Source organism: Streptomyces sp. CY-1 (genome assembly GCF_047218265.1).
GTDB classification, from domain to species: Bacteria; Actinomycetota; Actinomycetes; order Streptomycetales; family Streptomycetaceae; genus Streptomyces; species Streptomyces niphimycinicus.
On record NZ_CP178393.1, the window covers coordinates 7,981,643 to 8,005,192 of the forward strand.

General features: G+C 71.7%; 22 protein-coding genes. 10 read left to right on the plus strand and 12 right to left on the minus strand.

The genetic code is table 11. The annotated features are described in order from the left end of the window. Nucleotides 1-5 precede the first annotated feature (5 nt). The 7 genes from ACK1X7_RS34350 to ACK1X7_RS34380 form a co-directional block, all read right to left on the minus strand. Nucleotides 6-548, minus strand: a complete 543-nt coding sequence (locus tag ACK1X7_RS34350) for a cysteine dioxygenase (protein WP_385149368.1) — start codon at nucleotides 546-548, stop codon at nucleotides 6-8. 96 nt (nucleotides 549-644) lie between these two features. After that, on the minus strand, nucleotides 645-734 hold the full coding sequence (locus ACK1X7_RS34355; protein ID WP_309471148.1) for a putative leader peptide: 90 nt from the start codon (nucleotides 732-734) through the stop codon (nucleotides 645-647). A 184-nt stretch (nucleotides 735-918) separates the two neighbouring features. Then, nucleotides 919-2,670 carry an FAD-dependent monooxygenase gene (locus ACK1X7_RS34360; RefSeq protein ID WP_385149365.1) on the minus strand — a complete coding sequence of 584 codons (1,752 nt, stop codon included), beginning with the start codon at nucleotides 2,668-2,670 and terminating at the stop codon, nucleotides 919-921. A 223-nt stretch (nucleotides 2,671-2,893) separates the two neighbouring features. Continuing rightward, the gene (locus ACK1X7_RS34365) at nucleotides 2,894-3,838 is read right to left on the minus strand and encodes an amino acid ABC transporter permease (RefSeq protein ID WP_385149362.1); all 945 of its coding nucleotides are present in this window, start codon (nucleotides 3,836-3,838) and stop codon (nucleotides 2,894-2,896) included. Next, nucleotides 3,835-4,482 (minus strand): amino acid ABC transporter permease, encoded by a 648-nt coding sequence (locus ACK1X7_RS34370; protein ID WP_385149359.1) that lies wholly within the window; start codon nucleotides 4,480-4,482, stop codon nucleotides 3,835-3,837. Before ACK1X7_RS34370 ends, ACK1X7_RS34365 begins: the two co-directional genes overlap by 4 nt. 73 nt (nucleotides 4,483-4,555) lie before the next feature. Continuing rightward, nucleotides 4,556-5,467, minus strand: coding sequence for a glutamate ABC transporter substrate-binding protein (locus ACK1X7_RS34375; protein ID WP_382959837.1), 912 nt, complete (start codon nucleotides 5,465-5,467; stop codon nucleotides 4,556-4,558). 89 nt (nucleotides 5,468-5,556) lie between these two features. After that, the gene (locus ACK1X7_RS34380; protein ID WP_216346816.1) at nucleotides 5,557-6,333 is read right to left on the minus strand and encodes an amino acid ABC transporter ATP-binding protein; all 777 of its coding nucleotides are present in this window, start codon (nucleotides 6,331-6,333) and stop codon (nucleotides 5,557-5,559) included. 306 nt (nucleotides 6,334-6,639) lie between these two features. Here ACK1X7_RS34380 and ACK1X7_RS34385 point away from each other — a divergent pair, with 306 nt between their 5' ends. Next, complete coding sequence (locus ACK1X7_RS34385; RefSeq protein ID WP_385149355.1) at nucleotides 6,640-7,350, plus strand: response regulator transcription factor; 711 nt, start codon at nucleotides 6,640-6,642, stop codon at nucleotides 7,348-7,350. Nucleotides 7,351-7,369: 19 nt separating this feature from the next. Next, a complete protein-coding gene (locus tag ACK1X7_RS34390) occupies nucleotides 7,370-8,815 on the plus strand; it encodes a sensor histidine kinase (RefSeq protein ID WP_398159935.1) in 1,446 nt (481 codons plus the stop codon). Between the two features lie 121 nt (nucleotides 8,816-8,936). Here the strand turns inward: ACK1X7_RS34390 and ACK1X7_RS34395 are convergent, their stop codons facing one another. Both ACK1X7_RS34395 and ACK1X7_RS34400 read right to left on the minus strand, forming a co-directional pair. After that, nucleotides 8,937-9,926, minus strand: a complete 990-nt coding sequence (locus ACK1X7_RS34395) for a TAXI family TRAP transporter solute-binding subunit (protein WP_385149348.1) — start codon at nucleotides 9,924-9,926, stop codon at nucleotides 8,937-8,939. 97 nt (nucleotides 9,927-10,023) lie between these two features. Then, complete coding sequence (locus ACK1X7_RS34400) at nucleotides 10,024-10,746, minus strand: IclR family transcriptional regulator (protein WP_413116928.1); 723 nt, start codon at nucleotides 10,744-10,746, stop codon at nucleotides 10,024-10,026. A gap of 182 nt (nucleotides 10,747-10,928) precedes the next feature. Between ACK1X7_RS34400 and miaB the strand changes: the two genes are divergently transcribed. Next, complete coding sequence (miaB, locus tag ACK1X7_RS34405) at nucleotides 10,929-12,380, plus strand: tRNA (N6-isopentenyl adenosine(37)-C2)-methylthiotransferase MiaB (protein ID WP_390792872.1); 1,452 nt, start codon at nucleotides 10,929-10,931, stop codon at nucleotides 12,378-12,380. Between the two features lie 22 nt (nucleotides 12,381-12,402). Beyond that, nucleotides 12,403-13,167, plus strand: a complete 765-nt coding sequence (locus ACK1X7_RS34410; protein ID WP_390792718.1) for a class III extradiol dioxygenase subunit B-like domain-containing protein — start codon at nucleotides 12,403-12,405, stop codon at nucleotides 13,165-13,167. 112 nt (nucleotides 13,168-13,279) lie between these two features. On the opposite strand, the gene ACK1X7_RS34415 is transcribed toward ACK1X7_RS34410, so the two are convergent. Beyond that, nucleotides 13,280-13,522 (minus strand): antitoxin, encoded by a 243-nt coding sequence (locus tag ACK1X7_RS34415; RefSeq protein ID WP_078644170.1) that lies wholly within the window; start codon nucleotides 13,520-13,522, stop codon nucleotides 13,280-13,282. A gap of 24 nt (nucleotides 13,523-13,546) precedes the next feature. Further along, on the minus strand, nucleotides 13,547-13,801 hold the full coding sequence (locus ACK1X7_RS34420; protein WP_413116096.1) for a hypothetical protein: 255 nt from the start codon (nucleotides 13,799-13,801) through the stop codon (nucleotides 13,547-13,549). Between the two features lie 189 nt (nucleotides 13,802-13,990). Between ACK1X7_RS34420 and miaA the strand changes: the two genes are divergently transcribed. The 6 genes from miaA to hflX all read left to right on the plus strand — a co-directional run bounded on the left by miaA (nucleotide 13,991) and on the right by hflX (nucleotide 22,280). After that, nucleotides 13,991-14,929, plus strand: a complete 939-nt coding sequence (miaA, locus tag ACK1X7_RS34425) for a tRNA (adenosine(37)-N6)-dimethylallyltransferase MiaA (RefSeq protein WP_361494148.1) — start codon at nucleotides 13,991-13,993, stop codon at nucleotides 14,927-14,929. Between the two features lie 108 nt (nucleotides 14,930-15,037). Continuing rightward, nucleotides 15,038-15,535: a hypothetical protein gene (locus ACK1X7_RS34430; RefSeq protein WP_361494146.1), complete on the plus strand. Its 498-nt coding sequence runs from the start codon at nucleotides 15,038-15,040 to the stop codon at nucleotides 15,533-15,535. 166 nt (nucleotides 15,536-15,701) lie between these two features. After that, complete coding sequence (gene dapF / locus ACK1X7_RS34435; RefSeq protein WP_390792720.1) at nucleotides 15,702-16,634, plus strand: diaminopimelate epimerase; 933 nt, start codon at nucleotides 15,702-15,704, stop codon at nucleotides 16,632-16,634. A 137-nt stretch (nucleotides 16,635-16,771) separates the two neighbouring features. Continuing rightward, nucleotides 16,772-18,991 (plus strand): RelA/SpoT family protein, encoded by a 2,220-nt coding sequence (locus ACK1X7_RS34440; RefSeq protein WP_413116097.1) that lies wholly within the window; start codon nucleotides 16,772-16,774, stop codon nucleotides 18,989-18,991. Nucleotides 18,992-19,076: 85 nt separating this feature from the next. After that, nucleotides 19,077-20,657, plus strand: coding sequence for a M1 family metallopeptidase (locus tag ACK1X7_RS34445; RefSeq protein ID WP_385149331.1), 1,581 nt, complete (start codon nucleotides 19,077-19,079; stop codon nucleotides 20,655-20,657). Between the two features lie 120 nt (nucleotides 20,658-20,777). Next, a complete protein-coding gene (hflX, locus tag ACK1X7_RS34450; protein ID WP_385149328.1) occupies nucleotides 20,778-22,280 on the plus strand; it encodes a GTPase HflX in 1,503 nt (500 codons plus the stop codon). Nucleotides 22,281-22,374: 94 nt separating this feature from the next. Here hflX and ACK1X7_RS34455 read toward each other — a convergent pair whose 3' ends face one another. Then, a complete protein-coding gene (locus tag ACK1X7_RS34455; protein WP_361512903.1) occupies nucleotides 22,375-23,547 on the minus strand; it encodes a trypsin-like serine peptidase in 1,173 nt (390 codons plus the stop codon). Between the last annotated feature and the right edge of the window lie 3 nt (nucleotides 23,548-23,550).

Consider the following 23,550-nt stretch of genomic DNA (forward strand, 5'->3'; position numbering starts at 1 on the left):
CGCGTTTATCCCCACTCCTCGGGCCGCTCGACCTGCTCCAGCCGCAGCGTATGACCGGTGCGGCTGTAGCGCCGCATGAGCGGCAGCGGCGGATAGTAGGCGTGCACCGATACCGCATGCTCGGTGTCGGACGGGTTGATCACCTCATGCACATGATGCGGTCCAAAGGCCCGGCCCTGCCCGGCGGGCAGCCGCCGCTCACGGTCCACATCGTCGGCCAGCTCAAGGGTCTTCCAGCCCTCGGTTGGGAGACGCGCGGCGAGTGACTGCTCGTTGAGCTCACCCGCCGCCGCGACGAAGGCGCCATGGGAGCCGCCGTGGTCGTGCCAGCCGGTGCCGGTGCCCGGAGGCCAGCCGATCAGCCAGGCTTCGCTGCCGCCTGGCCCGTCGAGGCGCAGCCAGGTGCGGCCTTCCGGGTCGAGCGGCAGCGAGGCGACGAGCTCGGCGTCGGCGGCGGTCCGGCGGGCGAAGTCGAGCAGCTCCGTGGCGCTGGGCGGAGCGGCCGGGCCGGATGCCGGGTCCGTGATGACGTCCGTGGAGGGGCGCACGGGACCGGGGGTGGAAGTGCGTACGTCGGGCACAGAGAACCGTCCTGAGTGATCGCGAAAGGGGCGCGGCCGCACCGCGCGGGAAAGAAAGGCGGATCAACAGGACGGACGACAGACACAGCCCGCGTAGCGGACCAGGTCCAGATGGACCCTCCGCCAGAAGCGAGGCAAGCAGGTGTCAGTCACGCTGCGAAGTGAATCATGTGCCGGAAAGAAAGGTCAACCTCACCGGCTCGCGCCCGGACCACGCACGCCCTGACACGGACCGCACGCCCGGACGCCGACCGCACGCCCGAACACGGGCCGGGCGCGCGGAAACCGCCGCACGCCCGAGCGCGACCCCGGCGCGGTCTCGCTGTTCGAGCCCGCGCTACCGCCGCGCGCTCGCCTCCGCCGGTACGCCCCTGGCCGCGTTCCCGCCCCGGGCCGCGTCCGCGCACGCGTACAGCGCGCTCGGCCGCACCCCCGACAGCGCTGCGGCGAGATGGCCGTCCGGCCGCACCAGCAGCACGGTGTGCGCCGGGGCGCCCGGATACGCCTCGGCGACCAGCAGCTCGGTGCGCATGGGCAGCGCCGCGGCGGCCGCCGCCAGCCTCGGCATCAGCCCGGCGCGCATCCAGTGGCGGCGGTCCCACACCCCGGTGCCGGGGGCGACCAGCACCACCAGCAGCTCCCGGCCGAGCCGTTCCCGCAGCCGTACGACCGAGCCGTCCGGTGCGGTCACCGGCACATCGGCGACCGGCGCCCCGGGCGGCGTGCCCACCGTGATCGAGCCATCCGGCGCCGCCGCCGGGGCCAGCGGCGAACGGTCGTAGACCGGCGGCGCGCCCAGCGGACCCTGTCCGAGATGGCCGTCGGTGAGCAGCGCGTCGTGCCCGCGCGCCCCGCCGGGCCGCACGGTGCGCCGCACCGCGTGCCAGCCGCCGGCCGCCCGTACCAGCGGCAGTGCCTGGTCCGCGGCGCGCAGCCGGGCCCCCACGGCTCCGCGCCGCTCCGCCTGATAGCTGTCCAGCAGCGCCTCCGAGGCCCCGTGGTGCCAGGCCAGGGACAGCTTCCAGGCGAGGTTGTCGACGTCCCGCAGCCCCTCTTCGAGCCCCTGGGTGCCGAGCGCGCCCAGCAGATGGGCGGCGTCCCCGGCCAGGAAGGCCCGCCCCACGCGCCAGCGCAGCGCGAGCCGGTGGTGCACGGTGTGCACGCCGGTGTCCAGCAGCTCATAGGGGGGCTCGGAATCCCCGCACCACCCCGTGAGGGTGTCGCGCACCCGCACCAGCAGGGCATCAGGGGTGACGAGATCGCGGCCGGGCGGCAGCAGCCAGTCGACCCGCCACAGGCTGTGCGGCAGCGGCCGGGCGGTCACCTCCGCGTCGATGCTGCGCCAGGGCGGGGAGCGGTGCAGCACGGCCTCGCCGGGCCAGGGGAGTTCGGCGCGCAGCGCCGCGACGGCGTGCCGTTCCACCGCCGTACGGCCCGGGAAGCGCACGCCCAGGAGCTTGCGGACGGTGGACCGCGGCCCGTCGCAGCCCACCAGATAGCTGCCCCGCCACCAGGTGCCCTGGGCGCCACGGGTGCGCACCCCGACCCCGTGGTCGTCCTGCTCCAGGCTGTCGATCCGGCTTCCGGAGACGATGCGGACGAGGTCCTCGTCGCCGATGGCGGCCAGCGAGCCCCGCAGCGCCCGGGTGAGTTCATGCTGGGGCAGATGCACCGGTGAGGCCGTCGGCCCCGGTGCCGCCTCGTCCTCCGGCCCGTCAGCGCCGGGGGAGTCCATGGTCTCCGTAAGGCCGCCGTCCCAGCCGCCGGCGCCACGCTCGCCGCCGAAGGGACCGCCGGTCCCGCGCTCGCCGCCGAAGAGGCTGCCCGGCGTGAGGGCCACCTGCCGTACGAGCTGCCGCCGCCGCATGGTGCGCCATCCGGTCCATGGCCGCGTCCGGGCGGTGACCCGGCAGCCGAGCCGCTCCAGCAGGGCGGCGGCGTCCGGGCGCAGCACGACGGTGCGGGCCAGCCGGCTCTCCTCACCGCCCGTGGACTCGTCCAGCAGGATGACGGGTACCTCGAGGCGCGCCAGGGCGAGGGCCAGGGTGAGGCCGACCGGGCCCGCCCCGGCGACGATCACCGGGTCCACGGTGCGGTTCCTGTGGCCCTGCGGGTCGTACGTGACGTACGGAAATTGGCAGTTGAAACCCGGTGAGCGATCACAGAAAGCATGCAACCCACTGCCGCTGCCCGCGTCAAGCGACGAAGGGCGGTGGCGCGTGCGCCACCGCCCTGGTAAGGGTTTCGCTCATCCGCCCGGCCCCCCGGACGGTCGTCCGCCCAGCACCCGGGACGGTCGTCCGGACGGCCCCTCAGTTCGTCTTGCCGGTGGGCGCGTCCGGGGCGGCGACCGCGGACTGGTCGACGACGTCGAGCGCGTCGGCGGCCGCCAGCGGCTGGCCCGCGTCCGCGACCCGGATGCCGGTCTTGGCGCGCCGGCCGCGCCGCTCGATCCAGGTGGCGAGGGCGGAGAGGGCCAGACACATCGCGATGTAGATGGCGCCGCCGACGATGATCACCGGAACGTAGGGGTTGTCGTCGTTGACGACGATGTTCCCGGCCAGTTGCTGAAGCTGGAACAGCAGCTCCTGGTAGGTGATGACATAGCCGAGGGAGGTGTCCTTCAGCGTCACCACGAGCTGGCTGATGATGGTCGGCAGCATCGCCCGTACGGCCTGCGGCACCAGGACCGTCATCATGACCTGGGTCTTGCGCATGCCCAGGGCGTAGGCGGCCTCGCTCTGGCCCCTGGGCACCGAGTTGATGCCCGCCCGCAGCACCTCGGCCTGGACCGAGCCGTTGTAGACGGTCAGGCCGATGACCAGCGCCCAGAAGCCCGTGTTGTCACCGCTGAGGCCCAGGTCCGACCGGTAGGTCAGGAAGAGCACCCACAGCACGTAGATGGTGATCAGCAGCGGGACGGCCCGGAACAGCTCGATGAAGCCGGTCGCGAACCAGCGGACGGCCTTGTGGTCCGAGAGCCGGCCGACGGCGAGCAGGACGCCGAGGGCCAGCGAGAGGACCGCCGCGACCGCGAACACCTTCAGGGTGGTGATCACACCGTCGCGGATGCTGTTCCGTACGCCCGCGTAGTTGAAGATGTCCCACATCTCGGGCGCGAACTGACCCTTGTCGTTCAGCCGCACCACGGCGAAGACGATCAGCCCGAGGACGGCCAGGCCGCCGACGACGGAGTAGATGCGGTTCCGGACGCGGGCCTTGGGGCCTGGGGCGTCGTACAGGACGCTCGAGCTCATCGGGCCACCTCCAGGCGGCTCTCCAGCAGTCGGAAGAGACCGCTGATGGCGAAGGTGATGACCAGGTAGCACAGCGCGATCCACAGGAAGATCCAGCCGATCGCGAAGCCCTTGTCGCTCAGCAGCTTCGAGACATTGAACAGCTCGGTGTTGCTGAACGCCCCGGCGATGGCCGAGTTCTTGGTGAGCGCGATGAAGATGCTGCTCATGGGGGGAATCACGGACCGGGTGGCCTGGGGGAGCACGATCAGCCGCAGGGTCTGGAAGAAGGTCATCCCCAGGCTGCGGGCGGCCTCCGCCTGGCCGAGCGGCACGGTGTTGATACCGGACCGCACGGCCTCGCAGACGAAGGACGACGTGTAGCAGCCCAGCGCCCCCATGGCGAGAACGAACGGGCTCGTTCCGGGGAAGAAGATCTGCGGGATCACGAAGAACGAGATCAGGAACAGCAGGGTCAGCGGGGTGTTGCGCAGCAGGGTGACCCACGCCGTCCCGAAGGCGCGCAGCGGCGGTATGGGCGACACCCGGAAGCCGGCTATGACAATGCCCAGGACGAGAGCCAGCGCCGCACTGGCCGCCGTGATGGAGAGGGTTCCCAGGAACCCCTCACGGAACTGGGGCAAATGATCGAGGAGTACGTTCATCGATTCTCCGCGGTAGCGGTCAGGTCAGCGGCGTGCGGAGCGCACCGGCTTCCAGGCGAACGGGGAATCCTGCTCAGTAGCGGGGCAGGGGGGTCTTCGGGGCGACGTAGGAGGAGCCGGACTTGCCGAGCGTGCCTTCGTACGCCTTCTTGTAGTCGCCGTTCTTGATGTGCTTCTCGAGCGAGTCGCTGATCGCGTCGCGGAGGGCCTTGTCGTTCTTGTTCATGCCGATGCCGTACGGCTCCTCGGTGAACGGCTTGCCGACCACGTGCAGCTTGGTGGAGCGCTGGGCGGCGTAACCCTTGAGGATCGCGTCGTCGGTGGTGACCGCGTCGACCTGGCCGTCGAGGAGCTGCTTGACGCAGAGCGAGTACTTGCTCAGCTCGGTGGTCTTGGCGCCGTACTTCGGCTTCTTGATCTCCTGGAGCGGGGTGGAGCCGACGATCGAGCAGACCTTCTTGCCCTTGATGCTGTCCGGGCCGGTGATCTTGCCCTTGTCCTCCATGCGGACCAGGAGGTCGGCACCGGCCTGGTAGTACGGGCCCGCGAAGCCGACCTGCTTCTTGCGCTCGTCGTTGATGGTGTAGGTGCCGACGTAGTAGTCGACCTGGCCCTTGGAGATCGAGGTCTCGCGGACGTTGGAGTCCACCGTCTTGAAGGTGATCTTGTCCGCGGAGAAGCCGAGGTCGGCGGCGACCATCTTGGCGATCTCGATGTCGAAGCCGGAGCGCTTGCCCTCGGTGTCCTGGAAGCCGAGGAAGGGCTGGTCGGCCTTGGCGCCGATGACGATCTTGCCGCGCTTCTGCGCCGCCTTCAGGGTCGGTGAGTCGATCTTCACGTCCTTCGCGACCGTGTAGTCGCCGCTGTAGACCTCGCCGCCCTTCGGCTTGTCCCCGGCGGTGCCCTTCTCGCCGCCACAGGCGGTCGCCGTCGCGGCCAGCGCGAGAACCACCGTGGCCGCCGCGGCCGTCTTACGAATCCTCATGGTGCCCATCCCTCTGTGTTCAGTACGTGGTCCAGTGGTCCAGATACGCAGTGGCGAACGTGCCGGCGGTCTGCCGGGCCGGCGCGGACTCAGTGGTGAAGGATCTTCGACAGGAAGTCCTTGGCCCGGTCGCTGCGCGGGTTGCTGAAGAACTGCTCCGGCTCGGCCTCTTCGACGATCCGGCCGTCGGCCATGAAGACCACCCGGTTCGCGGCGGAGCGGGCGAAGCCCATCTCGTGGGTGACGACGACCATCGTCATGCCGTCCCTGGCGAGCTGCTGCATGACCTCCAGCACCTCGTTGATCATCTCCGGGTCCAGCGCCGAGGTCGGCTCGTCGAAGAGCATCACCTTCGGGTCCATGGCCAGGGCGCGCGCGATCGCCACGCGCTGCTGCTGGCCGCCGGAGAGCTGGGCGGGGTACTTGTCCGCCTGGGCGCCGACGCCCACCCGGTCGAGCAGCGTGCGGGCCTTCTCCTCGGCGGCCTTCTTGTCCGTCTTACGGACCTTGACCTGGCCCAGCATCACGTTCTCGAGCACCGTCTTGTGCGCGAAGAGGTTGAAGGACTGGAAGACCATGCCGACGTCGGCGCGCAGCCGGGCGAGCTCCCTGCCCTCCTGGGGCAGCGGCTTGCCGTCGATCGTGATGGATCCGGCGTCGATCGTCTCCAGCCGGTTGACCGTGCGGCACAGCGTCGACTTCCCGGACCCGGACGGCCCGATGACGACGACCACTTCGCCCCGGCTGATGGTCAGGTCGATGTCCTGGAGCACATGCAGCGCGCCGAAGTGCTTGTTGACCCCTGACAGCGCAACCAACGCGTCCGCCACCGGTGCGGCGTCCTTGGTCACCGATACTTCGCTCATCGGCGTCTCGCTCCGTCCTCCTCGGTTGGGAGGACAGTAGTGACCGGCCGCGACCAGCGTCATTACATCTGAGCTGAAATTGAGGATAACGATATGGCTGCGGCATGACACGCTGCGTGAACGAGACGACGCGGGCCGTACCGGCTGCATAACGGAAACCGGTGTGTGACCGAATGCGTCTTGACGGGTGCCCCTCGATCAGGGTGGATGCCCTGTGGCCATGTTCGTGGCCGTATTCGAAGCCATGGTGACGGGGGCGCGTACGGGGCGCGTCTCCGCTGGTACGGGAAGGTGGCGGAGGGGCTGGTGAGACTGCTGCTCGTCGAGGACGACAACCACGTCGCCGCGGCCCTGTCCGCGATCCTCTCCCGGCACGGTTTCGAGATCACCCACGCCCGCAGCGGCGAGGAGGCGCTCCAGGCGCTACTGCCCGACTCCGGGGCCCCCTTCGGCGTCGTACTCCTCGACCTCGGCCTGCCCGACCAGGACGGTTTCGAGGTGTGCGGCAAGATCCGCAAGCGCACCGCCACCCCTGTGATCATGGTGACCGCGCGCGCTGATGTGCGCTCGCGCATACACGGGCTCAACCTCGGTGCCGACGACTATGTGGTCAAGCCGTACGACACCATGGAGCTGCTCGCCCGCATCCACGCCGTCAGCCGCCGCACCGCCGCCCAGGACCCGGGCCATGGCGCCGACGAGAGCCCGGATGGCCCCCATCCGCCGCTGCGGCTCGGCCCGGTGACCATCGAACTGCCCACCCGCCAGGTCTCGGTCAACGGCACGACCGTCTCGCTCACCCGTAAGGAGTTCGATCTGCTCGCACTGCTCGCGCAGCGCCCCGGTGTCGTCTTCCGCCGGGAGCAGATCATCAGCGAGGTCTGGCGCACCAGTTGGGAGGGGACCGGGCGCACCCTGGAGGTCCATGTCGCCTCCCTGCGCTCCAAACTGCGGATGCCCGCCCTGATCGAGACGGTGCGCGGGGTGGGCTACCGCCTCGTCGCCCCGGCCGGCTGAGCGACCGGGGCTCCTTACGGTGCGCACCCGACTTCTCCCGCTTCTCATCGTCCTTATGGCGGGCGTGCTGCTCGCGCTCGGCTTCCCGCTCGCCGGGAGCGTGGCCGCCCGGGAGCAGCAGCGGGTGGTCGTCGACCGGATCGACGACACCGCGCGCTTCGCCGCGCTCGCCCAGTTCGTCACCGCCGGGCCTACGGGAGCGGTCGGCGCCGAGGGGGACGAGCGGCTGGACACGCTGCGCGCCGAGCTGAAGCGCTACCACGACCTGTACGGCATCCGGGCCGGGGTCTTCTACCGGGACCGGGACGCCCCGCCCATGGCCGAGGCGCCCGGCCACTGGCGGCTGCCGGACACGGGCGAGAGCGCCCGGGCCTTCGACGAGGCCCTCGCCGGGCGCCGCAGCCACGATCCGCCCCAGGTGTGGCCCTGGCAGCGGGGCAGGCTCACCGTCGCCTCCCCCGTCGTGCGCGACGGGGACGTGGTGGCCGTCGTCGTCACCGACTCGCCCACCGGCCAGATGCGGTCGCGGACTCTGCACGGCTGGCTGGTCATCGGCGCGGGCGAAGGCGCCGCGATGCTGCTGGCCGTGGGGGCCGCCGTCCGGCTGACCGGATGGGTGCTGCGGCCCGTGCGCGTCCTGGACACCGCGACCCACGACATCTCGACCGGGCGGATGCAGTCACGGGTCGCGGCCGCCTCGGGGCCCCCGGAACTGCGGCGGCTCGCCCGCTCGTTCAACGAGATGGCCGACAACGTCGAACAAGTCCTGGAGCAGCAGCGGGCGTTCGTCGCCGACGCCTCCCACCAGTTGCGCAATCCCCTCTCCGCGCTGCTGCTGCGCATCGAGCTGCTGGCGCTGGAACTGCCGGACGGCCATGAGGAGATCGCCTCGGTGCGCGCGGAGGGCAAGCGCCTGGCCAGCGTTCTGGACGATCTGCTCGACCTCGCCCTGGCCGAGCACTCCGCAGCCGATCTGCGGCTCACCGACATCGCCGAGCTGGCCGCCGATCGGGTGGACGCCTGGCTTCTGGTGGCCGAGCGGGAGGAGGTCGGGCTCGCCTATACCGGCCCCGCGGCCATCACCGGCTGGGCCGACCCGGTGGCCCTGTCCAGCGCGCTGGACGCCGTCGTCGACAACGCCCTGAAGTTCACGCCCGAGGGGGCGCATGTGGAGGTCTCGGCGCGCACGGACGGCGACACCGTCGCGATCGTCGTCGCCGACGGCGGCCCGGGCCTCACCGAGGAAGAACTCGCCCGGGTCGGCGACCGCTTCTGGCGCAGCAGCCGCCACCAGAACATCTCGGGCTCGGGCCTGGGCCTGTCCATCACCCGCGCTCTGCTCGCGGCGGGCGGGGGCACGATCGACTACGCCCCCAACGAGCCCCGCGGGCTGCGCGTGACCATTACCGTCCCGCGCACCGGGCCGAGTGAGCAGGTGAAGGGGCCGGGCCCGATGAGAACGTGAAGACCGTAAGGACGTGCCGAAGACCGTAAGGACGTGCGGCGAGAGGGTCGCACCGGCGAGGATCCTGCCGGACCTTCCCGTGGGACCTCGGCCGTTTGGGCCGACCTCGGACGTAGCCCGGCTACGGCTTGACCGACCGGTAATAGCGCGCCGCGCCCTTGTGGAGGGCGAGCGGGTCGGTGAAGACGGCGGTCCGCAGGTCCACCTTCTGGGCGGCGTGCACCTTCGCCCCGATGCGGTCCCGGTTCTCTATCACCGTGCGGGTGACGCCCTCCGCCAGATCGGGGTCCACCCGGTCCGTGGTGACCAGGAGGTTCGGTACGGCGATCGTCTTGACCGGTTCGGGCCTGCGTATCTCCTCGTACGCGTCGGCGGGCACGGTGGCCGCCCGGTAGTAGCGCGTCACCCCGCCCTGCCGGTGCAGCGGCCCGGTGAGGTCGCCGAGCTGGACGAGCCGGATCGGGTAGGCGTGGGCCAGGGTGCGCACCGCGGTGGTCGGCAGCCCGCCCGACCAGAAGAAGGCGTCGAGCTTGCCCTGCCGCAGCAGCCTCGGCATGACGTCGATGCCGACCCGCTCGGCCCGGATGTCCCGATTGAAGTCGAGCCCGGCGGCCTTGATCAGCGCCCGGGTGATGAGCTGTACGCCCGAGCCGTCGTCGCCCACGCCCACCCGCAGATGCTTCAGGTCGCGGGCCGATCGCACGGACGAGCCCCTCGGTACGACGAGCTGCATGTAGTCGTCGTACAGCCGGGCGCAGGCCCGCAGCCGCCCGGCGCCCTCCCCCCGGTAGGCGGCGACGGCGTCGGTGGCGGCGATGGCGAAGGTGGCCCTGCCCCGGGCCAGCCGTTGGACGTTGTCCGGGGACCCTCTGGTCTGTTCCAGCCGCACATCGACATCGGGGAGGTCCCGGGCCAGGTCCCGCTCGAGCATCCGGCCGTAGGTGTCGTAGACCCCGGTGGAGACCCCGGTCGCGAAGGTCGCCCGGCCGCTGGGGGAGGGGCCGCCGCCCATTGCCGGCAGCCACCACAGCAACAGCCCCAGGGCGACGAGGCCCGCGGCGGCGGACTGAAGGGCACGGCGCCGGTCCAGGCGCGGAAGGGTGACGGCCATGGCGAGGATCCTGCCAGCCCCGCTCCCGGGAGGGGAGGGGCGAGCCGCGGATCCCGCCGGGCACCCGGTCATGTGCCGGACCGCCGGGCATCCGGTCTCATGTGCCGGACCGCAGGGCCCTCGACAGCCCCAGGGCCGCGGTCCGGACCGCCGGTGCGAGCTGCGCGGGCCGGAAGCGGCTGCGGGGTACGGCCACCGACAGCGCCGCCACCGCCGTAGGACCGTCGAAGACGGGAGCCGCGATACAGCTAACCCCCGAAGCCGCCTCTTCCTCCTCATAGGCCAGACCCGCGACCTGGGCCTGCTCGATGGCCGTGCGCAGCCGGTCCGGATCGATGATCGAGTGGGGGGTGAGTCGGGGCAGAGCCGCGGCCAGGACGTCCTCGACCAGCTCGGAGCCCGAGAATGCCAGAAGCGCCTTACCGACGCCGGTGCAGGTCAGGGGCAGCCGGCCGCCGATGCGGGACGGCAGCCGCAGGGCGTCGTGGCCGTGGATGCGCTCGACATAGACCACCTCGCGGCCCTCGCGGACCCCTAGGTGCACGGTCTCGTGGGTGGCCTCGAAGAGGTCCTGGAGAAACGGCAGCGCGGCCTCCCGCAGGTCGCGTCGGCGCGGGACGAGCGAGCCGAGCTCGAACAGAGCGCCGCCGAGCCGATAGGTCTCGGCGTCACGTTCGAGCAGGCCGAGCCGGACCAGAACGGCGCAGAGCCGGAATACGGTGGTCTTGGCCAGTCCCGTACGCACGGAGAGTTCTGTGAGACGGAACGCGCCGCCGTCGGGCCGGAAGCAGTCGAGAACCGCCACTGCCTTGTCGAGCATATTGCCCTGGGAGCTGTTCCGTGTCATGGAACACAGTGTGCCGAGGGGTGTCCGGCCCACCGCCAGGCAGGGGGGCTTCTGTGAGCGCCTACCCTTGATGCGTGACCATCAGCAGCGACCGGAGCCCGGTAGTGGACGTTCAAGCGACCAAGAGCTACGAGATCCGCACCTACGGGTGCCAGATGAATGTCCACGACTCCGAGCGGCTCTCGGGCCTGCTGGAAGAGGCGGGCTTCGTCCGCGCACCGGAGGGCACCGGTGAGGGCGAGGCGGACATCGTCGTCTTCAACACCTGCGCGGTGCGGGAGAACGCCGACAACCGCCTCTACGGCAACCTCGGCCGGCTCGCACCGATCAAGGCGCGGCGGCCGGGCATGCAGATCGCCGTCGGCGGCTGTCTGGCCCAGAAGGACCGCGACACCATCGTCAAGAAGGCCCCCTGGGTCGATGTGGTCTTCGGCACCCACAACATCGGCAGTCTGCCGGTGCTGCTGGAGCGCGCCCGGGTCCAGGAGGAAGCCCAGGTCGAGATCGCCGAGTCCCTGGAAGCCTTCCCCTCCACCCTTCCGACGCGGCGCGAGTCCGCGTACGCCGCGTGGGTCTCCATCTCGGTCGGCTGCAACAACACCTGCACCTTCTGCATCGTCCCGGCGCTGCGCGGCAAGGAGAAGGACCGCCGCCCCGGCGACATCCTCGCCGAAGTGGAGACCCTGGTCGCCGAGGGCGTCACCGAGATCACCCTGCTCGGCCAGAACGTGAACGCGTACGGCTCCGACATCGGCGACCGCGAGGCGTTCAGCAAGCTGCTGCGCGCCTGCGGGAAGGTCGAGGGGCTGGAGCGGGTCCGGTTCACCTCGCCGCATCCGCGCGACTTCACCGACGACGTCATCTCCGCCATGGCGGAGACGGAGAACGTGATGCCGCAGTTGCACATGCCGTTGCAGTCCGGTTCGGACACCGTGCTCAAGGCGATGCGCCGCTCGTACCGGCAGGAGCGCTACCTCGGCATCATCGAGAAGGTGCGCGCCGCGATGCCGGACGCCGCCATCTCGACCGACATCATCGTCGGCTTCCCCGGTGAGACGGAGGAGGACTTCGAGCAGACGCTGCACGTGGTGCGCGAGGCGCGCTTCGCCCAGGCGTTCACCTTCCAGTACTCCAAGCGGCCCGGGACGCCCGCCGCCGAGATGGAAGGCCAGGTGCCCAAGGCGGTCGTCCAGGAGCGCTACGAGCGGCTGGTCGCCCTCCAGGAGGAGATCTCCTGGGAGGAGAACAAGAAGCAGGTCGGCCGCACGCTGGAGGTGCTGGTCGCCGAGGGCGAAGGCCGTAAGGACGACGCCACGCGGCGGCTCTCCGGCCGCGCCGCCGACAACCGCCTGGTGCACTTCGCGCGCCCCGAGGAGCCGGTGCGCCCCGGCGACGTCGTCACCGTCGACATCACCTACGCCGCCCCGCACCATCTGCTGGCCGAGGGCCCGGCCCGGGGCGTGCGGCGCACCCGCGCCGGAGACGCCTGGGAGCGGCGGAACGCGGCCGGGGAGAAGAAGCCCGCGGGTGTGATGCTGGGCCTGCCGACGGTGGGCGCCCCGCCGTCGCTGCCGGCCGCGCCCGCCGCGGGCTGCGGCTGCGACTGAGCGCACGGCTAGGCTGACGATCATGCTGATCGCCGCCGCCGTCTGCCCGTGTCCGCCGCTGCTGGTGCCCGAGGTCGCCGCCGGGGCCGCCCCCGAGCTGGACGGGCTGCGCGCGGCATGTGCCGAGGCCGTCCGCGCCCTCGCGGCGGCGGGTCCGGAGCGCCTGATCGTGGTGGGGCCCGCCGAGCGTGCCGGGCGCGGACCGCATGCGCAGGGCACGGCCGGATCGTTCCGCGGCTTCGGCGTGGAGCTGGATGTGCGGCTGGCGGCGGCGGACGGGGTGTCGGGCGGCGACGATGCCGCGGGGCAGGGCTCCGCGCCCTCGCTGCCGCCGTCGCCCTCCCTGCCACTGTCGCTGGCGGTCGCCGCCTGGCTGCTGGAGTACGCGGGGTGGGATCCGGCGGTGCCCGTCGAGGGGCTGGGTGTGGGGGAACCTCTCGCGGCCGAGCGGTGTATTGAAGTTGGAAGGGAGCTCGCCGGGCGGGCGGAGCGGATGGCGTTGCTGGTGATGGGCGACGGCACCGCATGCCGCACGCTGAAGGCGCCGGGCTATCTCGACGAGCGGGCGGCCCCGTTCGACGCCGAGGTGGCGCGGGCGCTGGCGGCCGCCGACACCGGGGCGCTGGCCGCGCTCGACGAGGAGTTGGCGTACGAGCTCAAGGCGGCGGGCCGCGCGCCGTTGCAGGTGCTCGCGGGGGCGGCCGAGGGGGCGCCCCTGAAGGGGGAGTTGCGGTATGACGAAGCGCCGTACGGCGTGGGGTATTTCGTGGCGAGCTGGTCTTCATAGACCGCTCGCGGCCGTGGAGCCTTCGCTCCACGGCCGCGTACCGGCGGGGCCGGCCGGTCGGGGCCCGGCGTCGCCCGCCCCCGTCCTGGGCGCCGTCCTGGCCTGGCCGGCGTTATTCGTCGCGCTTGCGCTTGGGCTTGTCCTCGTCCATGTGCGAGAGGCGGTTGAGCGCGCCCTTCGCCTTGCCCCTGCCAGTCTCGATCTTGGCGCTGTACTTGCCCTTGGTCCTGGTGTCGACCGTCTTGGCCGCCTTCTCCAGGCCCCGCTCGATCCTGGCCTCGTGCTGCTGCGCGAGGCTGCCGGCCTTGCCCTTCATCTGACCGGCCTTGGCCTTGAGATTGTCCATCAGGCCCATGTGCCACCTACCCTCGTCGGCTGCCTATGTGCGGGCGCTCTCACCGGTCTCACTGTCGGCCGCCTCGGCGGCGGACTGCTGCCTGGGGATCCCGGCGCCTTCACCCACCGGGTTCTCCTTCCCGCTCCGCGCGGTCTCAGCCCCGTCGCCTGTCCCGGACGCGGCCTCCGCCGTGATGGCGTCGGCCGTGACCTGGATGTCCTGTGCGGACGGTGCCTTCTCGGACGAGCGGCTCGCCTCCTTCGGCACATGACGATCGCGACGAAACCTGGAAAACACGCCCATATCTACTCCATACCTTACTCGTGCGGGCGAAATCCCGTGCCGCTCGGAGCGTTCACTTGCGCCGCGCGCGGAGGCCGATTCCGTGAACCGGCCCTCGGAACCTCGCAAGCGGGCAACGAACCCGGCGGAGCCCCGTCACGTCGCTCATTCGAGGAGACCCCCGGCGTTTGCGAGACTGGCCCGGTGAATACTGCAGGCCACCCGCCGCGAGTCATCGCCGTCGTCGGCCCCACCGCGGCCGGAAAGTCCGATCTGGGCGTCGCGCTCGCCAGACATCTCGACGGCGAGGTCGTCAACGCCGACTCCATGCAGCTCTACCGGGGCATGGACATCGGCACCGCCAAGCTGACGGAGGACGAGCGGCAGGGGGTGCCACACCGGCTGCTGGACATCTGGGACGTCACCCAGACCGCGAGCGTCGCCGAGTACCAGCGGCTGGCCCGCGCCGAGATGGACCGCCTGCTCGACGAGGGCCGTACCCCCGTCCTGGTCGGCGGATCCGGCCTCTACATCCGCGGGGCCATCGACGCGCTCGAGTTCCCGGGCACCGACCCCGCCGTCCGGGCCCGGCTCGAGGCCGAGCTGGAGGAGCGGGGCTCCGGGGCCCTGCACGCCCGGCTCGCCGCCGCCGACCCCGAGGCGGCCCGCGCGATCCTGCCCAGCAACGGCCGCAGGGTGGTCCGGGCGCTGGAGGTCATCGAGATCACGGGCCGCCCCTTCACCGCCAATCTGCCCGGGCACGAGGCGGTCTACGACACCCTCCAGATCGGCGTCGACGTCGAGCGGCCCGAGCTGGACGAGCGGATCGCCCTGCGGGTGGACCGGATGTGGGACGCCGGGCTGGTCGAGGAGGTCCGCCTGCTGGAGGCCGCCGGGCTGCGCGCCGGCCGTACCGCCTCCCGCGCCCTCGGCTATCAGCAAGTGCTGGCCGCGCTCGCGCAGGAGTGCACCGAGGAGGAGGCCAGGGCCGAAACCGTGCGCGCCACCAAGCGGTTCGCGCGCCGCCAGGATTCCTGGTTCCGCCGCGATCCCCGGGTCCACTGGCTCAGCGGAGCCGCCGACCGCAGAGGGGAACTCCTGGCGAGCGCGCTCGCGTTGGTTGAACGGGCGGTCACAGCCTGATCACGTCATGGCATCGGGACGCTCAGCTCGTCATTCGGGCCCCGGCGGGCATGCCATCATCAAGCTCCGATCGTGCCGTGGTGTCTGGAGTGGGGAGGGCGTGTGGCGATGGAGGCCGGCCCTCGCGACGCATCGCATCAATCGCCGCACGGAGACGCGGGGCCGCTGACCCCCGACGGCCCCGATGAGGCCGGAGGGCTCCACGAGACCGGCGCACCGGTCCTCGATGACGGCTCCGAGGACCCGGACGGCGCGGGATCCGTCCCCGGGGAGTCCTTCCGGGAGCTGCGCCCGCCGCGCCGGCTGCGGATCTGGCAGATCGCGCCGATCGTCGGCCTCGCCATCCTCGGCTCGCTGATGTTCGCCTTCCCGCTCGCCTTCGAGTTCGGCGACGGAGGGGCGGTCGTGGCCATGCTCGGCCTGCTGCTGAGCTGCTGCGCGGCGGGCTGGGGCCTGATGGCCGCCCGCCGGGTGGGCTACACCTGGCCGGGCCTTCCCCCCAGAGGCTCCGGACGCCGCCCGGACTGGCGCTTCGTCGTCCTCTACGTGGTGATCGTGGCCCTGCTGGCCGCCCTCACCTTCTGGCGGGTGGCCCGCCTCCGCTAGGGCCCTTCTGGCGGATCTCCGCGGCCCTACGGCGCCTGGCACGGCGCCCGGCACGCGCCCGCATGGCGCCTCGCGGCGGTGCGCTCGTGGCGGCCCTGCGGCCCGCCCGGCGCCGACGGTCCGGGCACGGAGGGACGGCGCACACGGTGCCCCGTAGGATCGAGGGATGAGCACCGCACCACGGCTGTCCTTCCTCAAGGGTCACGGCACCGAGAACGACTTCGTCATCGTCCCCGACCTGGACGGCAGCCTGGAGCTGTCCGCGGCCGCCGTCACCCGGATCTGCGACCGCCGTGCCGGTATCGGCGGTGACGGGCTGATCCGCGTCGTGCGGTCCTCGGCGCACCCCGAGGCGCGGGCCATGGCCGACCAGGCCGAATGGTTCATGGACTACCGCAACAGCGACGGCAGCATCGCCGAGATGTGCGGCAACGGCGTCCGGGTCTTCGCCCGGTATCTCCAGCGGGCCGGGCTCGCCGAGGCGGGCGATCTCGCGGTCGCCACCCGGGCCGGAGTGCGCCGGGTCCACATCGCCAAGGACGCCGGCGACGCCGCACGGCCGGGCGAGGCCACGACGGGGCCCGACGGCCCGATCACCGTGGTGATGGGCGAGGCCACGCTGCCCGGGCCCGGCCCCGAGGCGGAGATCACGGTCACGGTCGGTGAGCGGAGCTGGCCCGCGCGCAACGTGAACATGGGCAACCCGCACGCGGTCGCCTTCGTCGACGACCTCGCCCAGGCCGGTGATCTGCTCGCCGCCCCCGCCGTGCGCCCCGCCTCCGCGTACCCCCACGGCACCAATGTCGAGTTCGTCGTCGACCGCGGCCCGCGCCATGTCGCGATGCGCGTGCATGAGCGCGGCTCCGGTGAGACCCGCTCCTGCGGCACCGGCGCCTGCGCCGTGATGGTGGCCGCCGCGCGCCGTGACGGGGCCGACCCGGCGGTCACCGGCCACCCCGTCACGTACACCGTGGACGTCCCCGGAGGGCGCCTTGTGATCAGTGAACGGCCTGACGGTACGGTGGAGATGACCGGCCCTGCCGTGATCGTGGCCGAGGGGGAACTGGATCCCGCTTGGCTGGGCACGGACCTCGGCTGACACTTCCCTCGAATGGGTGATCCGTTTCACTCTGGGCGAGAGCCGGTCGGCCGTGCGTGATGGGCTCGATAGCATCAAGCACCGGCCCCGGGGGAGTACCCACGCCGGTTGACGCTCGACGCCGCCGGAGGTTGCCCATGAGCGCAGAGGCCACCGACCAGGCCCCGTTCGGCCGCAGGCGCGGCCTCCCCCGCATCGACCTGCGCAATCTCCGCAGGTTCAGCCGGGCGGCCCTGCTCGGGCCGGCCTCCCGCGGCCGGCTGCCGGACGCGATCGAGCATGTGGCCAAGGTCCACCGCGCACACCATCCCGGAGCCGATCTGGATGTGCTCCGCAAGGCGTATGTCCTGGCCGAGTCCTCCCACCGCGGCCAGATGCGCAAGAGCGGTGAGCCGTACATCACCCATCCGCTGGCCGTCACGCTGATCCTCGCCGAACTGGGCGCCGAGACCACCACGTTGACGGCCTCGCTGCTCCACGACACCGTCGAGGACACCGAGGTGACCCTCGATCAGGTGGGGGAGGAGTTCGGCGAGGAGGTCCGCTATCTCGTCGACGGCGTCACCAAGTTGGAGAAGGTCGACTACGGCGCGGCGGCCGAGCCCGAGACCTTCCGCAAGATGCTCGTCGCCACGGGCAACGACGTCCGGGTGATGTCGATCAAACTCGCCGACCGGCTGCACAACATGCGCACCCTCGGCGTGATGCGTCCCGAGAAACAGGTGCGCATCGCCAAGGTCACCCGCGATGTGCTGATCCCCCTCGCCGAGCGGCTCGGGGTGCAGGCGCTCAAGACCGAGCTGGAGGACCTGGTCTTCGCCATCCTCCACCCCGAGGAGTACGCGCGGACCCGCGAGCTCCTCCAAGCCCACGCCGGGCGCCCCGACCCGCTGGCCCGCGCCGCCGAGGACGTACGGGGCGTGCTCCAGGAGGCGGGCATCACCACCGAAGTCCTGGTCCGGCCGCGGCACTTCGTCTCCGTCCACCGGGTCGGGCTCAAGCGCGGCGAGCTGACCGGCACCGATCTCGGCCGCCTCCTCGTCCTCGTCTCCGACGACGCGGACTGCTACGCGGTCCTGGGCGAGCTGCACACCTGCTTCACCCCGGTGATCTCGGAGTTCAAGGACTTCATCGCGGTTCCCAAGTTCAACCTCTACCAGTCGCTGCACACGGCCGTGGCCGGGCGCGACGGCGAGGTCACCGAGGTCCTCATCCGCACCCATCAGATGCACCGGGTCGCGGAGGCCGGAGTGATCGCCCTCGGCAATCCGTACACCCCGACGGAGGGCGCCGACGCCCCCGAGGGCGAGCGGGCCGACCCGACCCGCCCCGGCTGGCTGTCCCGGCTGCTCGACTGGCAGAGCGCCACCCCCGACCCCGACCTCTTCTGGACCTCGCTCCGCGACGACCTCGCCCAGGACCGGGAGATCACCGTCTTCCGCTCCGACGGCGGGACGCTCGGCCTGCCGGCGGGCGCAAGCTGTGTGGACGCCGCGTACGCCCTGTACGGCGAGGACGCGCACTCCTGTATCGGCGCCCGGGTCAACGGCCGGATCGCGACCCTGAGCACCGTGCTGCGCGACGGCGACACCCTGCAACTGCTGATGGCCGGCGACACCCGGGACGCCGCCTCGCACGGCCCCTCGCCGGAGTGGCTCGACCACGCCCGCACCCCGGCCGCCCGCATCGCCATCAACCGCTGGCTGGCCGCCCACCCGGCGCCGCAGCCCGCGCAGCACGAGTCCCGGGAAGCGGCCCAGGAGGCGGATTCCGCCTCCACGCTCTCCGGCGAGGACGGGCAGGACGGCCAGGAGGCGCAGGGCTCGCAGGCCGCGCAGGGCGGCGAGACCGCCGTCCCCGCGGCCGGGGCGGTCCGCCGCGAGGCGGGCATCGTCGTCGACCGGCCCGGCGCGACCGTACGGCTCGCCCGCTGCTGCACCCCCGTGCCGCCCGACGCGGTCACCGGCTTCGCGGTGCGCGGCGGTGCCGTCACCGTGCACCGCGAGCGCTGCCCCGGGGTGGCGCGGATGACCGCGGCCGGGCGCACGGCCGTCGCGGTGCGCTGGGCGGACGAGGACGACGGAGACGGGGGCGGCGATTATCGCGTGACCCTCTTCGCGGAGGCGTTCAGCAGACCGCATCTGCTCGCGGACCTCACCGAGGCCATCGCCGCCGAGGGCGCGGAGGTGGTCGCGGCCGCCGTCGAACCGCCCCGTGAGCAGCGGGTCCGGCACACCTACACGCTCCAGTTGCCCGACGCGGGCAGGCTGCCGACGCTGATGCGGGCCATGCGCAACGTCCCCGGGGTCTACGACGTGACACGCGAGGGCCGCAGCATGGCCGCGGCGCGCTCCTGAACGCGGCCGGGCCGCCTGAACTCCTTCGGGTGGATCAAGGCCGGGAGCGACTGCGTCGGCGCCGGGGCGCTGGTAGCCGTAGGGCATGACGTTTTCTTCGGGGCGCCGCCCCTGGCCGCCGCGCACGGGGCGCCGCAGGACCGCGCTGGTGGCCGCGGCCATGGCCGCCGTCTTCCTCGCGGTCGGCCCCTCCTCCGCCGCGGGGCCGGTTTCGTCCACCCACCCCGGGCCCCTGGGCATCGGCGACCCGCTCTTTCCGGAGCTGGGCAACCCCGGGTACGACGTCACGGCGTACGACATCGCGTTCGACTACCGCCGTCAGGACCGGCCGCTCGACGCCGTCACCACCATCGATGCCCGCGCCACCGCGCCCCTGCGCACCGTCAACCTCGACTTCGCCCAGGGCGTCGTGGCTTCGGTGCGGGTCGACGGCGCGCGGGCCCGGTTCGTGACGGCCGGTGAGGACCTGGTGGTCACGCCGTCCACCCCGCTCCGTAAGGGCGCCGCCTTCCGGGTCACCGTCCACCACACCAGCGATCCGCGGGGCGGTGCCAACGGCGGCTGGGTCCGCACCAGCGACGGGCTGGTCATGGCCAACCAGGCCAACGCCGCCCACCGGGTCTTCCCCTGCAACGACCACCCCGCCGACAAGGCCCGCTTCACCTTCCGGGTCACCGCACCGAAGAACCTCACGGTCGTCGCGGGCGGTCTTCCCGGACCCCGCGTCCGCAAGGGATCGCGGACCACCTGGACGTATCGCCTCGCCCATCCCATGGCCACCGAACTGGCGCAGATCTCCATCGGCCGCTCCGCCGTGCCGCGCCGCACCGGGCCCCATGGGCTGCCGGTGCGCGACGTCGTACCCGCGGCGGACCGCGCACGGCTGGAGAAGTGGCTCGCACGTACTCCCGGCCAGTTGGCCTGGATGGAGAAGAAGGCCGGGCGCTACCCCTTCGAGAACTACGGCGTCCTGATCGCCCACGCCACCACCGGCTTCGAACTGGAGACACAGACGCTCTCCCTCTTCGAGCGCGATCTGTTCACCAGCGAGCAACTGCCCCGGTGGTACATCGAATCGATCATGGTGCACGAGCTGGCGCACCAGTGGTTCGGCGACAGCGTCAGCCCGCGCCGCTGGTCCGATCTATGGCTCAACGAGGGCCACGCCACCTGGTACGAGGCGCTGTACGCCGATGAGCACGGTAAGGCGAGCATGAAGCGGCGGATGCGCAAGGCGTACGAGCAGTCGGATGCCTGGCGGGCCGAGGACGGGCCGCCCGCCGCCCCCAAGCCGGCCGACTCCGACCAGCAGATCGGCATCTTCCGCCCGGTCGTCTACGACGGCAGCGCGCTGGTGCTGTACGCGCTGCGGCAGCGGATCGGCCGGGCCGCCTTCGACCGGCTGGAGCGGCAATGGGTGCTCCGCCACCGTGACGGTGTGGCCTCGACCGCCGACTTCATCCGCCTGGCCTCTCAGGCGGCGGGGCGCGATCTGAGCGGATTCCTCCGTCCCTGGCTGTACGGCGAGAAGACGCCGCCGATGCCGGGACACCCCGACTGGCGGCCGACGGCGAAGGAGAGCACGAAGGGCGCCGCGCTGCCGGGCGCCCGGGCGGGGCGGCATGCGGTGCGTTACGCCGTGCCATGGGCCGTGAAACCAGGGTGACGGCCCGGCCGCCGCGTGCGACCATCAAGGAGTCGGCGTCGCGGCCGGTCCCGGCGGGGAATCCCGCGGGCCCGCCACGCGTTGTCGACAGTGACGGTATTCCACGACGTAAGGATTCCTTTGACCCACTCCTCTTCCCTTCCGCAGGACCGGCAGCGACCCGCCGAGAGCCTTCGGGCCGACGCCCTGATGGAAGAGGACGTCGCCTGGAGTCACGAGATCGACGAGGAGCGTGACGGCGACCAGTACGACCGCTCCGACCGTGCCGCGCTGCGGCGAGTGGTGGGGCTGTCCACCGAGCTCGAGGACATCACCGAGGTCGAGTACCGGCAGCTCCGCCTGGAGCGCGTGGTGCTGGTCGGCGTATGGACCTCCGGCACCGCGCAGGACGCGGAGAACTCCCTGGCGGAGCTGGCCGCCCTCGCCGAGACCGCGGGCGCGTTGGTGCTGGACGGCGTGATCCAGCGGCGCAACAAGCCGGATCCCGCCACCTACATCGGCTCCGGCAAGGCCGAGGAACTGCGCGACATCGTGGTCGAGTCCGGCGCCGACACCGTGGTCTGCGACGGTGAGCTGAGCCCCGGCCAGCTCATCCACCTCGAGGACGTCGTCAAGGTCAAGGTGGTCGACCGGACCGCCCTGATCCTCGACATCTTCGCTCAGCACGCCAAGTCCCGAGAGGGCAAGGCGCAGGTCTCGCTCGCCCAGATGCAGTACATGCTGCCGCGGCTGCGAGGCTGGGGCCAGTCGCTGTCCCGGCAGATGGGTGGCGGTGGCTCCGGATCCTCGGGCGGCGGTATGGCCACCCGTGGTCCCGGTGAGACCAAGATCGAGACGGACCGGCGCCGCATCCGCGAGAAGATGGCGAAGATGCGCCGCGAGATCGCCGAGATGAAGACCGGCCGCGACATCAAGCGGCAGGAGCGCCGGCGCCACAAGGTCCCCTCCGTCGCCATCGCCGGATACACCAACGCGGGCAAGTCCTCGCTGCTCAACCGGCTCACCGGTGCGGGCGTCCTGGTGGAGAACGCACTGTTCGCCACCCTCGACCCGACCGTGCGCCGGGCCGAGACCCCCAGCGGGCGGCTCTACACACTGGCGGACACCGTCGGATTCGTCCGGCACCTGCCGCACCACCTGGTCGAGGCGTTCCGCTCCACGATGGAGGAGGTCGGCGACGCCGATCTGATCGTCCATGTGGTGGATGGCTCGCATCCGGCGCCGGAGGAGCAGTTGGCCGCCGTGCGCGAGGTGATCCGCGATGTGGGCGCGGTCGATGTGCCCGAGATCGTCGTGATCAACAAGGCGGATCTGGCCGATCCGCTGGTCGTGCAGCGGCTGCTGCGCATGGAGCGGCGCGCCATGGCGGTGTCGGCCCGCAGCGGACTGGGCATCGACGAGCTGCTCGCGGTGATCGACGAGGAGCTGCCCCGGCCCCAGGTCGAGATCGAGGTGCTGCTGCCGTACACCCACGGCAAGCTGGTCGCACGCACCCACGCCGAGGGTGAGGTGCTCTCCGAGGAGCACACCCCCGAGGGCACGCTGCTCAAGGCACGGGTGCACGAGGAGCTCGCGGCGGAGCTGCGGCGTTTCGTCCCGGCCGCGGCCGCCGGACAGCACTAGCCACGTCAGGCACCACAATGGCGAGGGCCCGCCCCCGGAACTCCGGGGGCGGGCCCTCGCCGTCATGGTGCCAGACGGCTACCGGCTCAGCCGGTCACTGGCTCGCGAACTTCTTGCTGACGGCGTTGTAGACGCCCTTCGCCTCGGGGCCCAGGTGCGGGCCCGCCAGCCAGGTCGCGTTGGACGGACCGATCGAGGTGTTGGACACCAGCGCGGGCTTGCCGTCCGCGCCCTCGGCGACCCAGCCACCGCCGGAGGAACCCGCGGTCATGGTGCAGCCGATGCGGTACATCGTCGGCTGCTTGGCGTCCAGGGAGAGCCGGCCCGGCTTGTCCGCGCACTGGTTCATCTTCTGGCCGTCGAACGGCGGGGCGGCCGGGTAGCCGGTGGCCGTGATCTCGTCGATGGACTTCACCGCCGGGGCGTTGAAGTCGACCGGCAGCGCGCCGCCCACCATCTCCTCGAGCGACTTGCCGCCGCTGACCTCCGGCTTCACATGCATCACCGCGAAGTCGTACGGTGCGCCCTTGCCGCCCACGGCCGCGCCCCTGTCGATCCACTGCGAGGAGGTCTGCGCCCAGTCGGCCCACCAGACGCCCTTGGGAGCCAGCTCCTCCTTGGTGGCGTTCTCCAGCTCCGCCTGCGACTTGCCCGCGTCGTTGTAGGAGGGGACGAACATCAGGTTCTTGTACCAGCCGCCGCCCTTGCCCGCGTGGACGCAGTGGCCCGCCGTCCACACCAGGTTGGACTTGCCGGGGTGCGCCGGGTCCTCGACCACCGTCGCCGAGCAGACCATCGAACCCTCGGGGCCGTCGAAGAAGACCTTGCCCGCGTAGGGGACCTTGGAGCTGTACGGGCTGGTGACCTCCTTGGCCTGGACAGGCTGCGGATCGGGGTCGGTCACACCCTGGTCGTCCGCGATGTCGCTGTCGTCGACCGGCTTGTCGGGCTCCTGCGCGTCGCGCATCCTGTCCGGCTTCCACAGACCCTTGATGATCGGGTTGATGAAGTCACCGGCCTCGCGCAGCCAGTCGTCCCGGTCCCACTTGTTCCAGGCACCGTTCTTCCACTGGTCCAGATCGATGCCGAGGTTCTTCAACTTGTCGTTGAGGTTGTCGGGCAGCTTGATGTCGTCCACGCCCTGCTCCGACGACGCGGTCGGCCTGGCGTCGGTGTTGTCGTCCGAGGAATCGCACGCGGTGGCGGTGAGCGCCAGAACCGAGGCTATGGCGGCCACGGCGAGTGCGGGTCGGCGTGAGGATGGCATGGG